Source organism: Colwellia sp. 75C3 (assembly GCF_002836255.1).
Classification (GTDB): domain Bacteria; phylum Pseudomonadota; class Gammaproteobacteria; order Enterobacterales; family Alteromonadaceae; genus Colwellia.
Genome location: NZ_PJAU01000033.1, coordinates 272,008 through 289,084 on the forward strand (window position 1 = coordinate 272,008; position 17,077 = coordinate 289,084).

Below are 17,077 nucleotides of genomic sequence, written 5' to 3' on the forward strand. Positions count from 1 at the left end.
AATATTCAAATAGGATTTGTATTATTTGTTAATTAAAAAGCAAATATAGATGAGGCTAAAGCTAATATACCTCCCCAGAAATAAAATTTGATATTGTTGAATAGGTTCTCTTTTAATTCACTGAATATACCCTTATTTATTTTTGGAGCTTTTACAACCGTTAATTCATCCAAGATGGGTAACCAGTATGTATTGTAAAAGGTAGGTGATTCTTCAAAAAATGAATGGCCGCCTATATGAAACCTGTTAATAACAGATTCTGATTCAAATGTATAAAATCCTGTTCTACCTGCCATACCTAGTTTAGGTGTAAACAATTCTGAGAAAAGCAAAGCTTTATCTTTAATTCCGCAGTCATTCACAATTAAACCAATATTTAGATTCCTTTTTACTTCGCACCAAGGGAAGTTCCTTTTAAGCACACTACCAGCTAATACAACAGAGCGAATGCGAGGTGAGTTCTCAAGGCTCATGGTTCTGAGCTTATTACCTAGAAGATAGGTTCCAAAACTATGGCTAAAAAAATAAAAATCGCTATCTGGAAAAGCTAAAAACAGTGCATCAAGTTCCATTGAAAAAGATTGATATATTTTATCTTTCTGCTTATTCGACATAAGTTTTAATGCAGATATGTGAAAGTATTCAAATTTTCTGCATACGATATCAGGGTCATTATTTGGGAGGGAATCTTCAAGTTTGTCCTGCCACTTACCTGCCGTGCTTATGCCATGTACTGTTATAATTACTTTCTTTCCAGACGTTCTCTTTGAAGATTTGTTTGACCTTTTTAACCAGTTAATCTTTCCTTCTAATGCTAACTCCCAGTCGTCTGAAGAGGCACTGCTGTATAAGTTAAAATCAAATGATTTGAATTTAGCCGAATATTGATCTTTCAATTCGTTATAGGCTGTAACTCCTATAATACTCTTAGGAACTTGAAGATTATCATTTTCAATTTCATTTAAGATTGTTATGCCGGAATCAGGCTTCGATTTACCTTTGTTCCTTATTGGGAGGTTCATGTCTAACACAACAATGTCATATTGAATAAGCATCATTTCTTCAAGGGCATCACTAACAGATATTACTCTTTTTACTTGGTTTTTATCTATTCCACACTCTAAAGCGACACTTAATGCCATATCAGCTTTATCGTCATTATCTTCAACAATTAAAATTAAGATCATATTTCAAATACTTCCTTTATAAGCTTTGTTAAAGAGTCCTTCCAAAGGTCAGAGGTACTATCATAGATTACATATCCACAAAGAAAGTTAGAATATGTATCAAATAAATCATCATAAATTTCGCTTAGAGACATAATGTCATCATGCCTACCAAATTCACTGAATTGGGAAAAAATTATACATTTAGGTGGAGATATACTGTGATAGTTAAGTGTCGCTAATACGTCTTTCCCAGCTAATGAGCGCTTAGTCTTTTTGCTTTTTAATTTACTACTACTGGTGGGCATTGTCATGTCTAGCATCACTAAATCATACGTTTCACTTTCTACCTTAGAAACGGTCTCTTTAAAAGAGCCACTTACCCCTATCTCAACCCCATATTTCTTACTATTAAAAAACTCTGTAAGCTCATCAATTTTTTCTTCAGAATCATCAGCTATTAAGATCTTCATATTTTATTTTCTCTATATCAAAAATTTCTATTACGATGTTAAATCTATTATTCTCTAATAGTACATGCATTTGATTTCTAAGCTTAATACGGTTGTCGAGAATACTTTTTATTTTATATATTCCACTACCTGTGTCTTTAGCTGCTTTATCAATTATATTGCCAGCTAAGTTTTCATTAATTTCTTCTATTTTTGCTTTCAAGGCACATACTTTCGAAGGGTGAACATCATTAGAATATTTAATGTAAAATTTATCACCGTTACCTAGGAAGCTTTCAGTGATACTTAAGTGCTCGTCATAACCACAATGTTTAACTGAGTTTTCTTGTATTAGTGAAAATAATGTGGCAAAAGAAGTAAAATATGGACTACTTATAATGAATGTCGCTGTATCAATTATTTCATAATCAATTTTAATTGTTGGATATAATGAGGACACTAATTCTTTAGCTTTGTGGTTGGCAGCTCCTAATACAAATGGGCTTTTTGGATCACCTGACCAAGCAAACCAATTATCTAGTTTATCGAATCTATCTTCACATTGGGCTTTGGCAAGATTAATTTTTTTCTCAAAATTTCTAGGAACAAACTCCATGTTATCAATAAAGTTAGCGAATTTTTCTAATAAAATGTTTCTAAATTCAGGAAGGTTTTTGTTTTTGATTTTAGAAAGTATAAGATCTGTTTTGTCATCTAACATATCAAACACTTCTTCAATTATTTGTTGTAGAGAGGCTCCTTCTTTGTAGAGTTCAACTACAAAATCTAATAGCTTTGTTTTAATGGGATACCCAAATAATCTTTCCACATTAGTAACATCTTCCCCTGAATCGACATGGCAAAGGTTTCTGAAACCAATAAGAGTCTGATCTATATCTTTCAAAAAACTAGAATAGGAGTTTTTTATATTGTTCAAAACTTCGTGGTCATACAATTTGTAATCTTCAAAAATCGCCTCTACGTTAAAGGTGCCATCTTCTAATTTCCTGCCTGCTATTTTATTTGATTTAAGAGGTGCCCAAAAATGATTAACAATTTCGCCATGGCGGAAGCCTACATTTAAGCTATTATCTAAACCAAAGAGTTTATTCACTGTGTATTCTTTAAATATTTTAGCTATCATGTCAGTTAACTTGAGATGGAATTTACTACCAGAAATTGTAACTACGTTTTTATGGTCAGCTAAAGCTATTCTCTTAAAGTCTTCCTCTAAAATGTCCATATCCTTTAATAAGGAATAATCAGAATCTAGCTCATCTAATAACAGTACCTTTAAAGACTCTTTATCAACTTGGATTCTTCCTTCAATCTCATCGGAAGAACAAACATATAAAACCATCCTATTGAATGCTGAGTTATATTCATTAAGAATATATCTGTATAGAGTTGATTGTTCCTCGCTATCAAGATCCCGTAGTAAGTTACTGCATATTTTTATTCTGGCAATATATACATCTATATCGTCATCAAACAACCTAATAAACCCATCTAAAACATCTATGGTTAATACATGAGTTAAAATCAGAGGCTGTACAGGCCAGTCATTGATAGTCAATTTCTCTAAACTATCTAAACTATCAAAACCTAAAACTCTAATAAGGTTCTCTGATATATTTGATATTTCCTGAGAGATATCATCTTCTGAAAACTCCGTGTTATAGTAATGTAATATAACGGCGCAGGCCTCTAAAAGCTTAATGTCTGTATTATACTTAATATTAAATATTATGTACTTTGACACTTCTTTCAATGGAAAGAGTGATGGCTCAAAGCCAGCTAGAAGTACTTCTGATAATTTGTTTATTACTAAGTCATATTCAGAATTCAAAAAATAAGACTCTATTAATCTTGACTGAACTTCGTGAGAACAGAAATGAGGGCAGTCAATAGCTAAAAGTTTATTATAAAGCTCGGTTGATTCCTCATATTGACAGTTATGAAATGCATAATCAGCTTTTAACTTCAAAAAGCGCCATATAGGAATATTTTTGGAGATAGCCAAATTATCAGCATTAACCTTTAAGGACTCATTAATGAAACTATATTCACCATAGTATTCAAATAGTTCTTTTTTTAGTTCTGGGGTATTCAATAACTTCGTTATATTGTCTAAATCAAACGGGTTAAGGTTTACTTGTACCATATCTGCAAAATTATATTGTTTTGAAATTCCTTTTCTGTCACTTATTTCATACTTATAAACTTGTGCTTTCAAATGATATGCCCAATCACATTGTTTAAGGTTCAAGAATATTTTACTAAGTTTTTTTACGTTGTAATGAATCCCATATTTATTGTAAAGATTAGATATACATTCAATAATATCACTTAATGGACCTGTGACCTCTAGCTTTTCAGATGTGTAATTAATTGACTTTGCAACTATCTCATAGATAATCGAAAGGGAAGGTCTTTCGGTAAGCGCTATATTTGCTAAACGAATTACTTCATCAAAATTCTCTGCAATATATGCATCGAAAATTTCTGAAACTGTATTATCAATAGTAATACTATTTAGTTTTTCATTAGTATTGTTGAGTTGATCAAATTTCCCTAATGCTAAAGTTAATTCATAATCATTAAATTTAGAATCAGATCTTCTAATTTCTTTCAAGGTTTTATCTAAGTTAATCTGGTTTATGTAACAATAACGAAGAGTTCGAAGAAAAAAAGAATACAAATCACACAGCCTTGAATTTGCATATCCTCCGATGAATACCCTATAGTCGTTATAATTTTCAGATGGCTCAAAATTATATCTAAATTTAATTAAGTCTTCATAGGCTGATAAACCTTCAGCTCTGAGATCTTCTCTCTGCCGACTTAAAGAAGATAAGTAGTATTGATAGGTCGTGGAAGTCCTTGATTTAGCTACTTCAAATAATATACTAGTGCTGGAAGTAGTGTTAATATCATCAGGTAAATCACTTCTAAATTTTAATATCTCACTATCTCTATCCTCAAAAAAGTAGCAAGATAATCTGGTTGATACTCCCCAAAGACTTTCTCCACAGTTTACTTTCAGGTTATCAAGTAAATGATGCGCTTCTTCGAAATTACCTTTTAAGATTGCATTTTCAATATCAATTTTTATGTGAATAAAGAATGATAGCTCTTGAGAAAAGCAAGTTAACGTAGCAAAAATCCAGCTTAAGTTATCATCTATAGTTGAACTAGAGTTATACCCCAAAGGTATACTTCTAATATCTAAACTAGGGTTGATTATTGATGCTTTAACTGCTTTATAGAATGACTCTGTTTGAAGCATATCTCGGTATAAATGAACGGCCTGTATCTCATTTATGGAGTTCTCTCTAATGTGCTCTATTATTTGATAGAGTAATTCATTAGGCACAATATCCATCCCATAAATCAACTTTTTATAAATCAGCAACGCTGAATTCTTTTTAGAAGTTAAGCTAGTTCCTTTCTTCTTCTTTCTCACCAATTGATTCCCCTTTAGTCAGTAATGTACTAAGAATGCAAAATAGTATTAAGTAAACCAGAATATTAACAATGTACTAGCTATTATTCTTTATTAAATCCCCTCTAGTCAGTTCATAAAAAATTTGATGATTCGCTAGGGGAAATGGATTTTAACGGTCGTATTGTGCAAACTAAATTATTTAATTAAACCTTTTTACATGCTTAACGTGTTGGTGGTTGGTTTTGAAACCTCGGGCTAATCGTCCACTTTCTATTTGACCGATAATACGAATGACTTCTTGGTTATTAAAAAATATGCCTTTTTTATCTTTGATATATTCAATACCACCTCGTGCAAAACGCACGTTATCAGGCATTTTGGTTTTAAAGGTACTATCACCAATAAAGATAATGACTGAAAAAATGGTCTCATTCTTTATGTTCAAACAAGATTCTAACGTTTTGACATGTTTATAGTTTTGGTGCAATGGGTTTTGAAATTTAGATGTGTTTTTAAATATTTTTTGTGCCCACTGTTTTTGATTTTCGCTACCAAATATCCAACCTTTCATGTTCTTGGTTTCAACCACGAAAATTCCATATTTTGATACGATAATATGATCTATTTGGGTAGTGCCGTCATTCGTAGGTAGGGTTACATTCTTGATGAGGTGGTATTCATTCTTATCTAAGAAGAATTTGATAAGTAAGTTAACCTGCCACTCGCCAAGCACACCTTTAAACCAAGCTGATTTAATGACAGATGCGAATATAAACAGCGGGATAAGATACCAAATGCTACTAAGTAGCATATTAAGGTATATTGATAAGTCCATTTAATTTGTCCTTGCTTCCATTTAATAACGGTCTTAAGCCGCAGCTTTGCTCTTTTTCTTGTCTCTAACCCAAAACACTGAACCGTTGGTTTTCTTCATTTCAAATAAGTCTATTGCTGAAAATAACTCACTTAGTTTCTTAAAGCCGTAATTACGTTGGTCGAATGAAGCATGGTTGGCGATGTGTGTACCCACGGGCCCTAATCTTGCCCAGCCGTCATCTTCTTCAACTGCGGAGATTGCCTGCCTAAGTAAATTCATTAATTTAGTATCACTTTTAATGCTAGGAGTTTGGATTGGTATAGGTTTATCTTTAGTGTCAACTTCATCAAGAAACAGAAATTTAGAACAGCTATTCACAAAAGCTGAAGGCGCTTTTCGTTCACCAAAGCCTAGTACTGTTTTTCCGTCAGCTAGCGCACGGGTGACGAGTGGGGTGAAATCACAATCAGATGAAACGAGGCAAATAGTATCAACATCCTTCGTGTAGAGGATATCCATAGCGTCTATAACTAGTGCTATATCAGTGGCATTCTTGCCTTTAGTTAAGTCAAATTGTTGAATTGGTTGGATAGCGTATTCGTGGAGAACGTCTTCCCAAGGCTTAATGCACGGGCTTTTCCAGTTACCGTAGGCTCTACGAATGTTAACAACACCATAGCGTGCTAGTTCAGATAAGATGATATCTATTTTAGATGCTGGCGCATTATCCGCATCGATAAATAATGCGATTTTTTCCTTATCTTTCAAACGTAATTCCCTTTAAACGTGTGGACTATTCCATAATGGTACATTTATGCCATATTTATATAGAATAGCAATGTTTTTCATGGGGATATGTAAGGATTTGTTGTTTTAAAATAACTTTACTAGGCTTATTAACAAAGCCTTCACAACAAAAAATTATGAAGAAAACAGATGGGCAATAGCTAAATTTCAACTTCAAAGAAAGTTCTCCAGATATAATGCCAGAGAGTTATTAGGCCACCCATAATAATTATTCATGATGTTCGTTAAATAACTACTAACTATCACTATTTCAATGGCGTTAATTTACTAGAATATGAAAAGATTGAATACGCATTAGATGTAACTGTTTTAAGGTCTTTGTTACTGAGGTGTTCTAGTAACATGGCACAAGTGATTCATTAGAAAATATATGGAAAATAAATTTTGTCTAATGTCTCCAATTCGGCTTGCCGACATTATTTTCTAGCACTTTGTGAAGAACCACAGATAAATTAGTCCCACTTCAGCAGTGATTTATTTTTTATCGAGCTCTCTACGGATAATTGTTTTACATCAATTAAGCTTTGCGTCTTTTCTGTGATGTTTGTAAATAGGTGCTTTTCACTACAGTTAATATTACTCAAGCCAACCCATGCATTTCTATTGGATTTTTTAGCGGCATATAAACAATGATCTGCTATGTCTACAACATGCTCCCAATCTAAACACTCAGGCTGCTCTAGCAAAAATGGATAACTGGCATAACCGATTGAGCATGTTTTTGATATAACGTTGCCTTGCCCTATATCAAAGCTATGTTGCTCAACGCCGTTACGTAATCTTTCTGCAAGCTCTGAAGCACTATTTCTATCGGTAAAACGCGCAATGACAAGGAACTCTTCGCCGCCCCATCGCACTAAGTAATCTGTTGTCCGAAATACACTTGCCAGAATGTCTTTAATTTGAATTAGCACGGCATCACCGGCGCTATGACCATAAACGTCATTCACTTGTTTAAAATAATCTAAATCGATTAAAAAGAAAATAAGGTCGGAGTCGCTCCGTCTTTCCGCAATGTTGAGGCTCTTAGTTTTACTGTTTTGTCGTAAAATAAGGTTGATATCGTTTTGTAAATTATGGACTAAAAAATGTCTATTTCTCAAACCGGTTAATTGGTCTGTTAAACTGATTTCTTCTAGTTGAGCGTTTACTTTTTCTAGTTGATTATTTACCGCCGCTAAATTCTCATTAGATGACTGTAATTCCACTGTTCGCGCTACAACTTTACTCTCTAATTGCGCATTAAGTTGATGTGCTAAAAGTACTTTTTTCTGTTGAGAACGCATAAATGCCCAAACTAAACTCAGTAAGAAAAGTCCGTACAAGGTATATGCCCACCAGGTTTTCCAATAGGGGGGTAATACAGTAATCTTTAATGACGTGCCGGCTTCATTCCAGTAACCATCAGCATTGCTCGCTTTTACCTTAAAGGTATAATCACCGTTAGGAAGGTTGGTATAGTTCGCTCTACGGTTTTTATAGTCTGTGTGGACCCAGTTTTCATCCCAACCGACTAACTGATAGGCAAATTGATTCTTTTTAGCGTTAGTAAAATGTAATGCTGAAAACTCAAAAGCAATAACATTGTCTCTATGGGTCAATGTAATGGATTCGGTGTGATGGATCGCTTGTTTTAAGCTAAAGGCCGTACTATTTTGGGTTACAGCGCTTTCCGTTTGACTTTTGATTGCTTGTTGGTCAATTGGAATGATTAGCACTGATTTATTTACCAGCAGCATATCAGCGATAATGACCTTAGGTGGTTTAATATCATCGGTTATATTTTCAGGGAAAAATCGGTTAAAGCCATTAATTCCGCCAAAAAACAATTCGCCTGTTTTACTTTTAAATGAAGCACCAAAGTTAAACTCGTTACTTTGCAGGCCATCACCAACATCATAATTCTTAAACGTTTCTGCTATGGGGTCCATGCGTGATAATCCCTGGTTAGTACTTAGCCATATAAAGCCTTGATTATCTTCTTCAATTTTATAAACAACATTGTTAGCTAAGCCATGTTTAGTACTGTAATTTGTGAATTTTTTTGTTTTAGTATTAAACCTATTTAGCCCCATAGCGGTACTAACCCAAAGGTCACCTTGGCTGCTTTCTAAAATATCGTAAACAATGTCATGACTTAAGCTATTCGGGTCATCAGCTTCGTGCAGGTAATGGGTAAACTGTTGGGTTTTTGTATTAAAATGATTGAGACCACCACGTGTTCCAAGCCAAAGGTTATTTTGGTTATCTTCTAAAATGGTGTAAACAATATCATGACTTAAACTGTTTGGATTATTAGCTTGGTGATGGTATCGGGTAAATTTTTTACTTTTTGGATTGAAATGATTAAGACCATTATTTGTGCCAATCCATAGATTATCTTTACTGTTTTGAATAATGCTCCATACAGTATCGTTACTTATACTATTCGGCTCATCCGCTTGGTGGCGATAATGGGTAAATGTTTTATTTTTTGTATTAAAGTGACTGAAACCAATATATGAGCCAGTCCAAAGGTTACCTTGGTTGTCTTCCATAATGCTTCTAACATTATTATTACGTAAACTATTTGGGTTACTTCGCTGATGGTGGTAATGACTAAATTGTAGCTTTTTTGAATCAAAGTGGTTGAGACCACCGTCGTCAGTTCCCACCCAGACGTTACCTTTGCTATCCTCTATCATGCTCCAGATATCGTTAGACGTTAAACTATTAGCGTTATTGACCTGATGACGATAATGATTAAACACTATTTTTTTTGTATTAAAATAACTGAGACCACCAGCAGTGCCAATCCAAAGATTGCCGTTGCTGTCTTCGATAATGCTATTTATTTCGTTATCACTTAAACTGCTGGGATCACTTTTATTATGGCGGTAATGGGTAAACTTTTTATTTGTTGTATTAAAATAGTTGAGACCGGAATTTCTTGTGCCAACCCATAGATTGCCTTGCTTATCATCTGTAATGGTATAAATAATATCACTACTTAAACTATTTGGGTCGTTGGCCTGATGATGGTAATGACTAAACTGCTTAGTTTTTGTATTAAAATGATTAAGACCACCCTGGGTACCAAGCCAAAGGTTATTGTGACTATCTTCTACAATGCTATGAACAGTGTCGTTACTTAAACTATTTTGGTCGTTGGCCTGATGACGGTAATGAGTAAATTTTTTAGTTTTTGTATTAAAATGATTAAGGCCTGCGTCAAGCGTACCGATCCAAAGATTACCTTGATCGTCTTCTACAATAGATCTAACTTGGTCATCACTTAAACTATTAGCATAATTTTTCTGATGGCGATAATGGGTAAACTGTTTCGTTTCTTTATTAAAGTAATTCAGGCCCCCATCGGTACCTATCCACAGGTTACCTTGGCTATCTTCTATAATGCTCCTGACATCGGTATTACTTATACTGTTAGGATTATTGGTGTCAGGGCGGTAATGGGTAAACTGTTCGTTTTTTGTATTAAAATAATTAAGTCCACCACCACGAGTGCCAATCCAAAGATTTCCTTCTCTATCCTCGGTAATAATTGAAATGTAATTATGGGAGAGTGAACTGCTGTTATTCATCTTTTTTTGAAAAATCTTTAAGCTATAACCATCATATCTGATCAGTCCATCCTGTGTTCCCCACCATAAGAAACCGGTGCTATCTTGCAGCATATAGTGCACAGAATTTTGAGGTAAGCCATCTTCAATAGTGAAATGTTTAAAACGAATTGAAGGGGCTTGCGCGCTAACTAGAGAAGAATAAGTTAGCATCAACATTAGGATTGTAAGAGAAATAACTCGATTCATTTTTTGGAAAAGCCATCATCAACGGAGAAAATATTTATTACATTGAGTGTAACTTATGAGATTGTATTTAGAGCATAATTCAGGCCGAAATTACAAATTAGAACAGCTTCATTAACGGGTGGGTTACAGTGTTTACAGTCTGAGTTATAGGCTTACATTCACTTACTTTTTGAGAGCGAAAACGTTGTGGTGCGATTTGATCTATTCGCCTATTTTCTCTTGTTAGCAGGGGAGTATCTCATTACTGAGATATATAATGAGCCTATAACAGATAAATTAGTCCCACTTCAGTCGTGATTTATCTGTTATCGAACTTTCTACGGCTAATTTTTTTAACTCAATTAAGTCTTGAGTTTTTCCGGTGATATTTGAAAATAGATTGTCTTCACTACAATCAATATTATTCAATCCTACCCATGAATTTCTCTTCGATTTTTTAGCGGCATACATGCAATGGTCAGCTATATCTATAACTTGTTCCCACGCTAAACATTCAGGCTTATCTAATACAAAAGGAAAGCAAGCAAATCCTATTGAGCAGGTTTTCTTTAGGATCTCGCCTTGACCAATATCAAAATCATGCGCTTCAACAGTACGTCTTAATTTTTCAGCGAGTTTAGGTGCATAGTCACGATTTGAAAATCGAGCGACGACTAAAAACTCCTCTCCGCCCCATCTTACTAAATGGTCACTTTTTCTAAATACTTGTTCTAATATCGATTGAATTTGAATTAATACCGCATCACCAGCACTATGACCATGAATATCATTAACTTGCTTAAAGTGATCTAAATCGATTAAAAAGAAAATAAGATCTGACTCATTTGTCCTTTTATCCAAGTGATTAAACTTGCTAGGTGAGTTCATCCGTAAGATAAGATCTAGGTCGCTTTGTAAATTATTTTGTAAATAACGTCTATTTCTTAGACCTGTAAGCTGATCTGTTAAACTTAATTCTTCTAATTGAGTATTAGTAGACTGTAATTCGGCGGTACGCTCCGCCACTTTATTTTCTAGTTGCGTATTGAGGTGTCGCTCAAAAATCACTTTTTTTCGTTGTGAATTAATAAAGGCAAGCACTAAGCTCAGTAAAAAAAGCCCAAACAAAGTATATGCCCACCATGTTTTCCACGGTGGAGGTAATATCGTAATATGTAATGACGTTCCATCTTTATTCCAGTAACCGTCAGCATTGCTCGCTTTCACTCTAAAAGTGTACTCGCCGTGAGGCAGATTAGTGTAAGTCGCTCTACGGTTTTTATAGTCGGTGTGTACCCAATTTTCATCCCAACCGACTAACTGATAAGCAAATTGATTCTTTTTAGCGTTACTAAAATGTAATGCCGAAAATTCAAAGGCAATAATATTGTCTTTATGGGTCAATGTTATAGCTTCGGTAAGATGGATCGCTTGCGTTAAACTAAAGTGAGTGTTTTTTTCAGTGATTGGTTTGTCGATTGAAATAATAGGCACAGATTTATTTAATAACAGCATATCTGTTATAACTACAGTTGGAGGTTGGATGTCATCGATTATTTTCTCGGGAAAGAATCGGTTAAAACCTTTAATACCACCAAAAAACAACTCACCTGTTTTACTTTTAAAAGAAGCGGTAGAGTTAAACTCATTACTTTGCAGGCCATCACCTACATCATAATGGCTAAACGTTTCTGTTTTAGGGTCCATGCGTGTTAAGCCCTGATTAGTGCTTATCCATATATATCCTTGGTTATCTTCTTCAATACTATAAGCAATATTGTTCAGTAAACCATTTTCTGTATTGTAGCGTTTGAATTTTTTTGTCTTGGTATTAAATAAGTTTAACCCTCTAGAAGTACCAATCCATAGGTTGCTGTGGCTATCTTCCATAATATGATTCACGGTGTTATTACTTAAACTATTGAGGTCATCTTCTTGATGGAGGTAGTTAGTGAAAATTTGTTTTTTTGTATTAAAATGAGTCAGACCACCACCATCAGTTCCGATCCAAATGTTACCTTGCTTATCTTCGGCCATGGTAAAAAGGTTGTCATGACTTAAACTATTTGGGTCATTGGCCTGATGACGATAACGGGTAAACTGTTGTGTTTTCGTATTGAAATAATTAAGGCCACTATTTGTGGCAAGCCACAGGTTATTTTGCTTGTCTTTTAAAATATTCCAGACAACATCATCGCTTAAACTGTTCGGCTCATTGATGAGATGACGGTAATGTTTAAATTCTTGTGTTTTACGATTAAAGTGATTTAATCCACCACCCACCGTAGCAATCCAAAGGTTACCTTGCTTGTCTTCTATAACTCTTCGAATATTGTCACTGTTTAAACTATTCGGGTTATCAGCTTGATGACGGTAATGAGTAAATTGTTTTTGTTTGGTATTAAAATGATTGAGACCCCCACTACGTGTGCTAACCCAAACATCACCTTGGCTGTCTTCTGTAAGACTCCAAACATCGTCATCACTTAAACTATATGGGTCATTGGCCTGATGATGATAATGGTTAAATAGTTCGTTTTTGGTATTAAAATGATTGAGGCCAGCACCCGTGCCAACCCACAGATTACCGTGGCTACCTTCTATAATACTATTAACTACATCATCACTTAAACTGTGTATGTTATTACTCTGATTTTGGTAACGGATCACTTGTTCGCTTTTGATATTAAAGTGATTGAGACCACCCCCGGTACCGATCCAAAGGCTATCTTGGCTATCTTTTGTAATGCTATAAATCACGTCATCACTGAGACTATTCGAGTTATTGACCTGATGACGGTAATGGCTAAACTGTTTTTTTTGTGTATTAAAATGATTAAGGCCACCCTCGGTACCAATCCAAAGGTTGCCTTGGCTATCTTCAACGATGACATGAATACCGTTATTACTTAAACTATTCGAGTCATTAGTCTGATGGCGGTAATGAGTGAACTGTTGGGTTTTGGTATTAAAATAATTGAGGCCACCTTTACGTGTACCAAGCCAAAGATTACCTTGGCTATCTTCTACAATACTTCTCACTTCGTTATGACTTAAACTGTTTGGGTTATTGACCTGATGTGGATAACGGGTGAACTGCTGGGTTTTGGTGTTAAAATGATTGAGACCACCATCGGTGCCAAGCCAAAGATTACCTTGGTTATCTTCAATAATGCTCCATACATCGTTATGACTTAAACTATTAGCGTTATTGGCCTGAAAACTATAATGAGTAAATTGTTGGCTTTTGGTATTAAAATAATTGAGGCCACCGCCACGTGTACCAAGCCAAAGGTTACCGTCGCGATCTTCTATAATTATTGTAATGTAATTATGGGATAGGGAATTAACATTATTCAGTTCGTGCTGAAAAATTTTTAAGTTATAACCATCATACCTAGCAAGCCCATCTTGTGTACCTAACCACAAAAAACCCGTGCTATCTTGGAAAACACTGTATATGGCATTCTGAGGTAATCCATTTTCAATAGTGAGGTGTTGAAAGCGAATAGAAGGCTCTACCGCTGATGCTATTGAAGAATAGAAGAGTACACATATTAGAAGTAAAAGAGAGCAGGTAAGTGTTATTTTTTTAAACAAAAGATCATCAACGTAGAAATATATTTATTGCGTTAATCTTAACCTATTAAGCATAAAATTCGACCATGTATAAGGGCAAGATTACAATTTAAAACAGCCTTGGTAACGGGTTGGTTACATGTCTGTGGTTTTGTTTGCCGTTGAGCACCTAGTGTTTCTGATGTTAATACTTGGTGACTCTTTTGATGGGGACAGCTGTTTTTTCGCGGTTCTATATGGCAGTTGAGATTTACAAGTTTGATTAGAATTGATGATATGACAATACAAAGAACTACCGCCTAATAATTAGGCGGTAGTTGCCATTACTTACTTAAATGCTTGGCGTGAAAGCGCAGATGCTCTTCAATAAATGCTGAGATAAAATAGTAGCTGTGGTCATAACCTTCATGAAGGTTTAATTCCAATGGATAGTTACTGGCTTTTGCTGCCGCTTCTAACGATTCAGGCTTTAGCTGCTCAGTGAGAAAGTCATCCGCTAGGCCTTGGTCAACTTTCGCTGGAACAAGCTCGGTTGCGCGTCGCATTAATTCACTGGCATCATGATTAAGCCAAGTTGCTTTGTCTTTACCCAGGTAAGCGGTAAAGGCTTTTTTGCCCCAAGGCGCATTCACTGGATTGCAAATTGGGCTAAACGCCGACATTGAGCTATAACGATCAGGATTTAACATGGCAATGGTCAATGCGCCATGTCCACCCATTGAATGTCCGCTAATGGCGCGTTTATCTGATACAGGGAAGGTCGCTTCAATTATCTGAGGTAATTCATTAACCACGTAATCGTACATTTGAAAATGACGATTCCAAGGTGCTTGCGTAGCATTCACATAAAACCCAGCGCCTTGACCTAAATCATAACCTTCATCATTAGCGACTTCTTCACCACGAGGGCTAGTATCAGGCGCAACAATGGCAATACCTAACTCAGCAGCCATGCGCAGTGCACCTGCTTTTTGCATAAAATTTTCATCGGTGCAGGTAAGGCCAGAAAGCCAATACAATACCGGGACTTTTTCTCCGCTTGATACTTGTGGAGGCAAGTAAATAGCAAATCGCATAGTGCAATTTAACGTTTTAGATTGATGGCTATATTGCTTGTGCCAGCCACCAAAACTTTTGTTCATGCTTACGTTTTCAATTAAATGGTCAGTTGTCATGGTAAAACCTTAAGATGTTACCCCTGTTCATTTATGGTATGAAAGGGGTAACGGACTAATTATTACGATGGAATAGTGTTATTGATTGAAATGGATGCTATTTATCGAAGTGAATAACAGAACGAATACTTTCGCCTTTATGCATTAATTCAAATGCTTCATTAATATCTTCAAGACCCATGGTATGGGTAATGAAGTCACTTAATTTAAACTCACCAGCTAAATAACGTTCAACGTAATCAGGTAACTCAGTACGGCCTTTAACACCACCGAATGCAGAGCCTCTCCATACACGACCAGTTACAAGTTGGAACGGACGGGTTGAGATTTCTTTGCCTGCGCCGGCAACACCAATAACCACTGATTCGCCCCAACCTTTATGACAACATTCTAATGCAGAGCGCATTAAGTCGACGTTACCTATACATTCAAAAGAATAATCAACACCGCCATCAGTTAACTCAACAATCACATCTTGAATCGGCTTGTCGTAATCTTTTGGATTAATAAAGTCAGTAGCGCCTAATTTCTTAGCTAACTCAAACTTACTTTCGTTGATATCAATAGCAATAATACGGCTTGCTTTTGCCATGGTTGCACCGATAACTGCAGATAAACCAATACCGCCAAGACCAAAGATAGCTACCGTAGCACCTTCTTCAACTTTGGCTGTATTCATTACAGCACCCATGCCAGTGGTAACACCACAACCAAGTAGGCATACCTCTTCTAGCGGAGCGTCTTTATTCACTTTAGCTAAAGAAATTTCAGGTAATACAGTGTACTCAGAGAAAGTTGAACAACCCATGTAATGGAAAATTGGCTGACCGTCTTTATAAAAACGGGTCGTGCCGTCTGGCATCAAACCTTTACCTTGAGTTTCACGAATTTTTTGGCACAGGTTAGTTTTACCTGATAAACAGAATTTACATTCGCGACATTCTGGTGTGTATAAAGGAATAACATGGTCGCCAACTTGTACACTGGTAACGCCTTCACCAATTTGCTCTACAATGCCGCCGCCTTCATGACCTAAGACCACTGGAAAAATCCCTTCTGGATCGTCGCCTGATAAAGTAAAAGCATCGGTATGACATACGCCTGAGGCGATAACTTTAACTAATACTTCACCCTTGCGAGGTAACATTACATCGATTTCTTCGATTGATAATGGCTGATTAGGACCCCAAGCAATGGCGGCTTTTGATTTAATAAATTTATCTGACATATTCGTTCTCACTTTATATTGATAGATGTTTTAATTGGGTTGTAGCGTAGCGCTAGATGCTACATTTGAGTCTAGTCTACGCTATTTATTTCAGCATGATAATACGTTAATACGTAATTCACTGTTACTGTTTGGCAATAATCGCAATTGAATTATTACCAGTAAATTCATTTAGTTATACTTTTTTAAATGATTATACGTTAAGTCATTCACGTTAATGGCTATGCCCTTGAGAAAGGTTAATGGTAGCAATTCCTATTGCAACCAATCCCATGCCAAGCCATGTGGTTAAATCAAGGTGCTGGCGGTAAATAACGGCAGACAATAAAGTCACAGTAATAATAGCTAGTCCTGCCCAAAGTGCATGGACGATACCAATAGGCATGCCTTTCATTGCTTGTCCTAAAAACATGAATGCAGCTAAATGCCCGAGTAATACTAAAGCGCTTGCTAGTGGTTTAGTAAAACCATCAGTTTCTTTTAATGCTACATGAGACATTGCTTCTGCAGCGACACCTAAAAAAAGGAATAACCAACTCATATTTACTTCCTATACTGTTATGCAGACTATTGCAGTCTGCCAATGCTGAGTGAGTCATACATGGCTTGACTTACTC

General features: G+C 35.6%; 10 protein-coding genes. All 10 read right to left on the reverse strand.

Annotation, left to right across the window (positions count from 1 at the left end; all coding sequences use genetic code 11):
- Window positions 1–32 precede the first annotated feature (32 nt).
- Window positions 33–1,187, reverse strand: a complete 1,155-nt coding sequence (locus CXF85_RS05725; RefSeq protein ID WP_101227563.1) for a response regulator — start codon at window positions 1,185–1,187, stop codon at window positions 33–35.
- Window positions 1,184–1,639, reverse strand: a complete 456-nt coding sequence (locus CXF85_RS05730) for a response regulator (protein ID WP_101227564.1) — start codon at window positions 1,637–1,639, stop codon at window positions 1,184–1,186. The genes CXF85_RS05725 and CXF85_RS05730 overlap by 4 nt, the downstream gene beginning before the upstream one ends.
- Window positions 1,620–5,084 (reverse strand): hypothetical protein, encoded by a 3,465-nt coding sequence (locus tag CXF85_RS05735; RefSeq protein ID WP_101227565.1) that lies wholly within the window; start codon window positions 5,082–5,084, stop codon window positions 1,620–1,622. Before CXF85_RS05735 ends, CXF85_RS05730 begins: the two co-directional genes overlap by 20 nt.
- Before the next feature lie 181 nt (window positions 5,085–5,265).
- Window positions 5,266–5,901: a nuclease-related domain-containing protein gene (locus tag CXF85_RS05740; protein ID WP_101227566.1), complete on the reverse strand. Its 636-nt coding sequence runs from the start codon at window positions 5,899–5,901 to the stop codon at window positions 5,266–5,268.
- A 33-nt stretch (window positions 5,902–5,934) separates the two neighbouring features.
- Window positions 5,935–6,651, reverse strand: coding sequence for an NYN domain-containing protein (locus CXF85_RS05745; RefSeq protein ID WP_101227567.1), 717 nt, complete (start codon window positions 6,649–6,651; stop codon window positions 5,935–5,937).
- A 491-nt stretch (window positions 6,652–7,142) separates the two neighbouring features.
- Entirely contained in the window at window positions 7,143–10,469 is a 3,327-nt protein-coding gene (locus CXF85_RS05750; RefSeq protein WP_232771088.1) for a ligand-binding sensor domain-containing diguanylate cyclase, read from the reverse strand.
- 306 nt (window positions 10,470–10,775) lie between these two features.
- Window positions 10,776–14,078: a ligand-binding sensor domain-containing protein gene (locus CXF85_RS05755; RefSeq protein WP_101227569.1), complete on the reverse strand. Its 3,303-nt coding sequence runs from the start codon at window positions 14,076–14,078 to the stop codon at window positions 10,776–10,778.
- A 302-nt stretch (window positions 14,079–14,380) separates the two neighbouring features.
- The gene (gene fghA, locus CXF85_RS05760; RefSeq protein ID WP_101227570.1) at window positions 14,381–15,232 is read right to left on the reverse strand and encodes an S-formylglutathione hydrolase; all 852 of its coding nucleotides are present in this window, start codon (window positions 15,230–15,232) and stop codon (window positions 14,381–14,383) included.
- A gap of 97 nt (window positions 15,233–15,329) precedes the next feature.
- Window positions 15,330–16,460, reverse strand: coding sequence for an S-(hydroxymethyl)glutathione dehydrogenase/class III alcohol dehydrogenase (locus CXF85_RS05765; protein WP_101227571.1), 1,131 nt, complete (start codon window positions 16,458–16,460; stop codon window positions 15,330–15,332).
- 214 nt (window positions 16,461–16,674) lie between these two features.
- On the reverse strand, window positions 16,675–17,001 hold the full coding sequence (locus CXF85_RS05770; protein ID WP_101227572.1) for a DMT family transporter: 327 nt from the start codon (window positions 16,999–17,001) through the stop codon (window positions 16,675–16,677).
- Window positions 17,002–17,077: the final 76 nt, after the last annotated feature.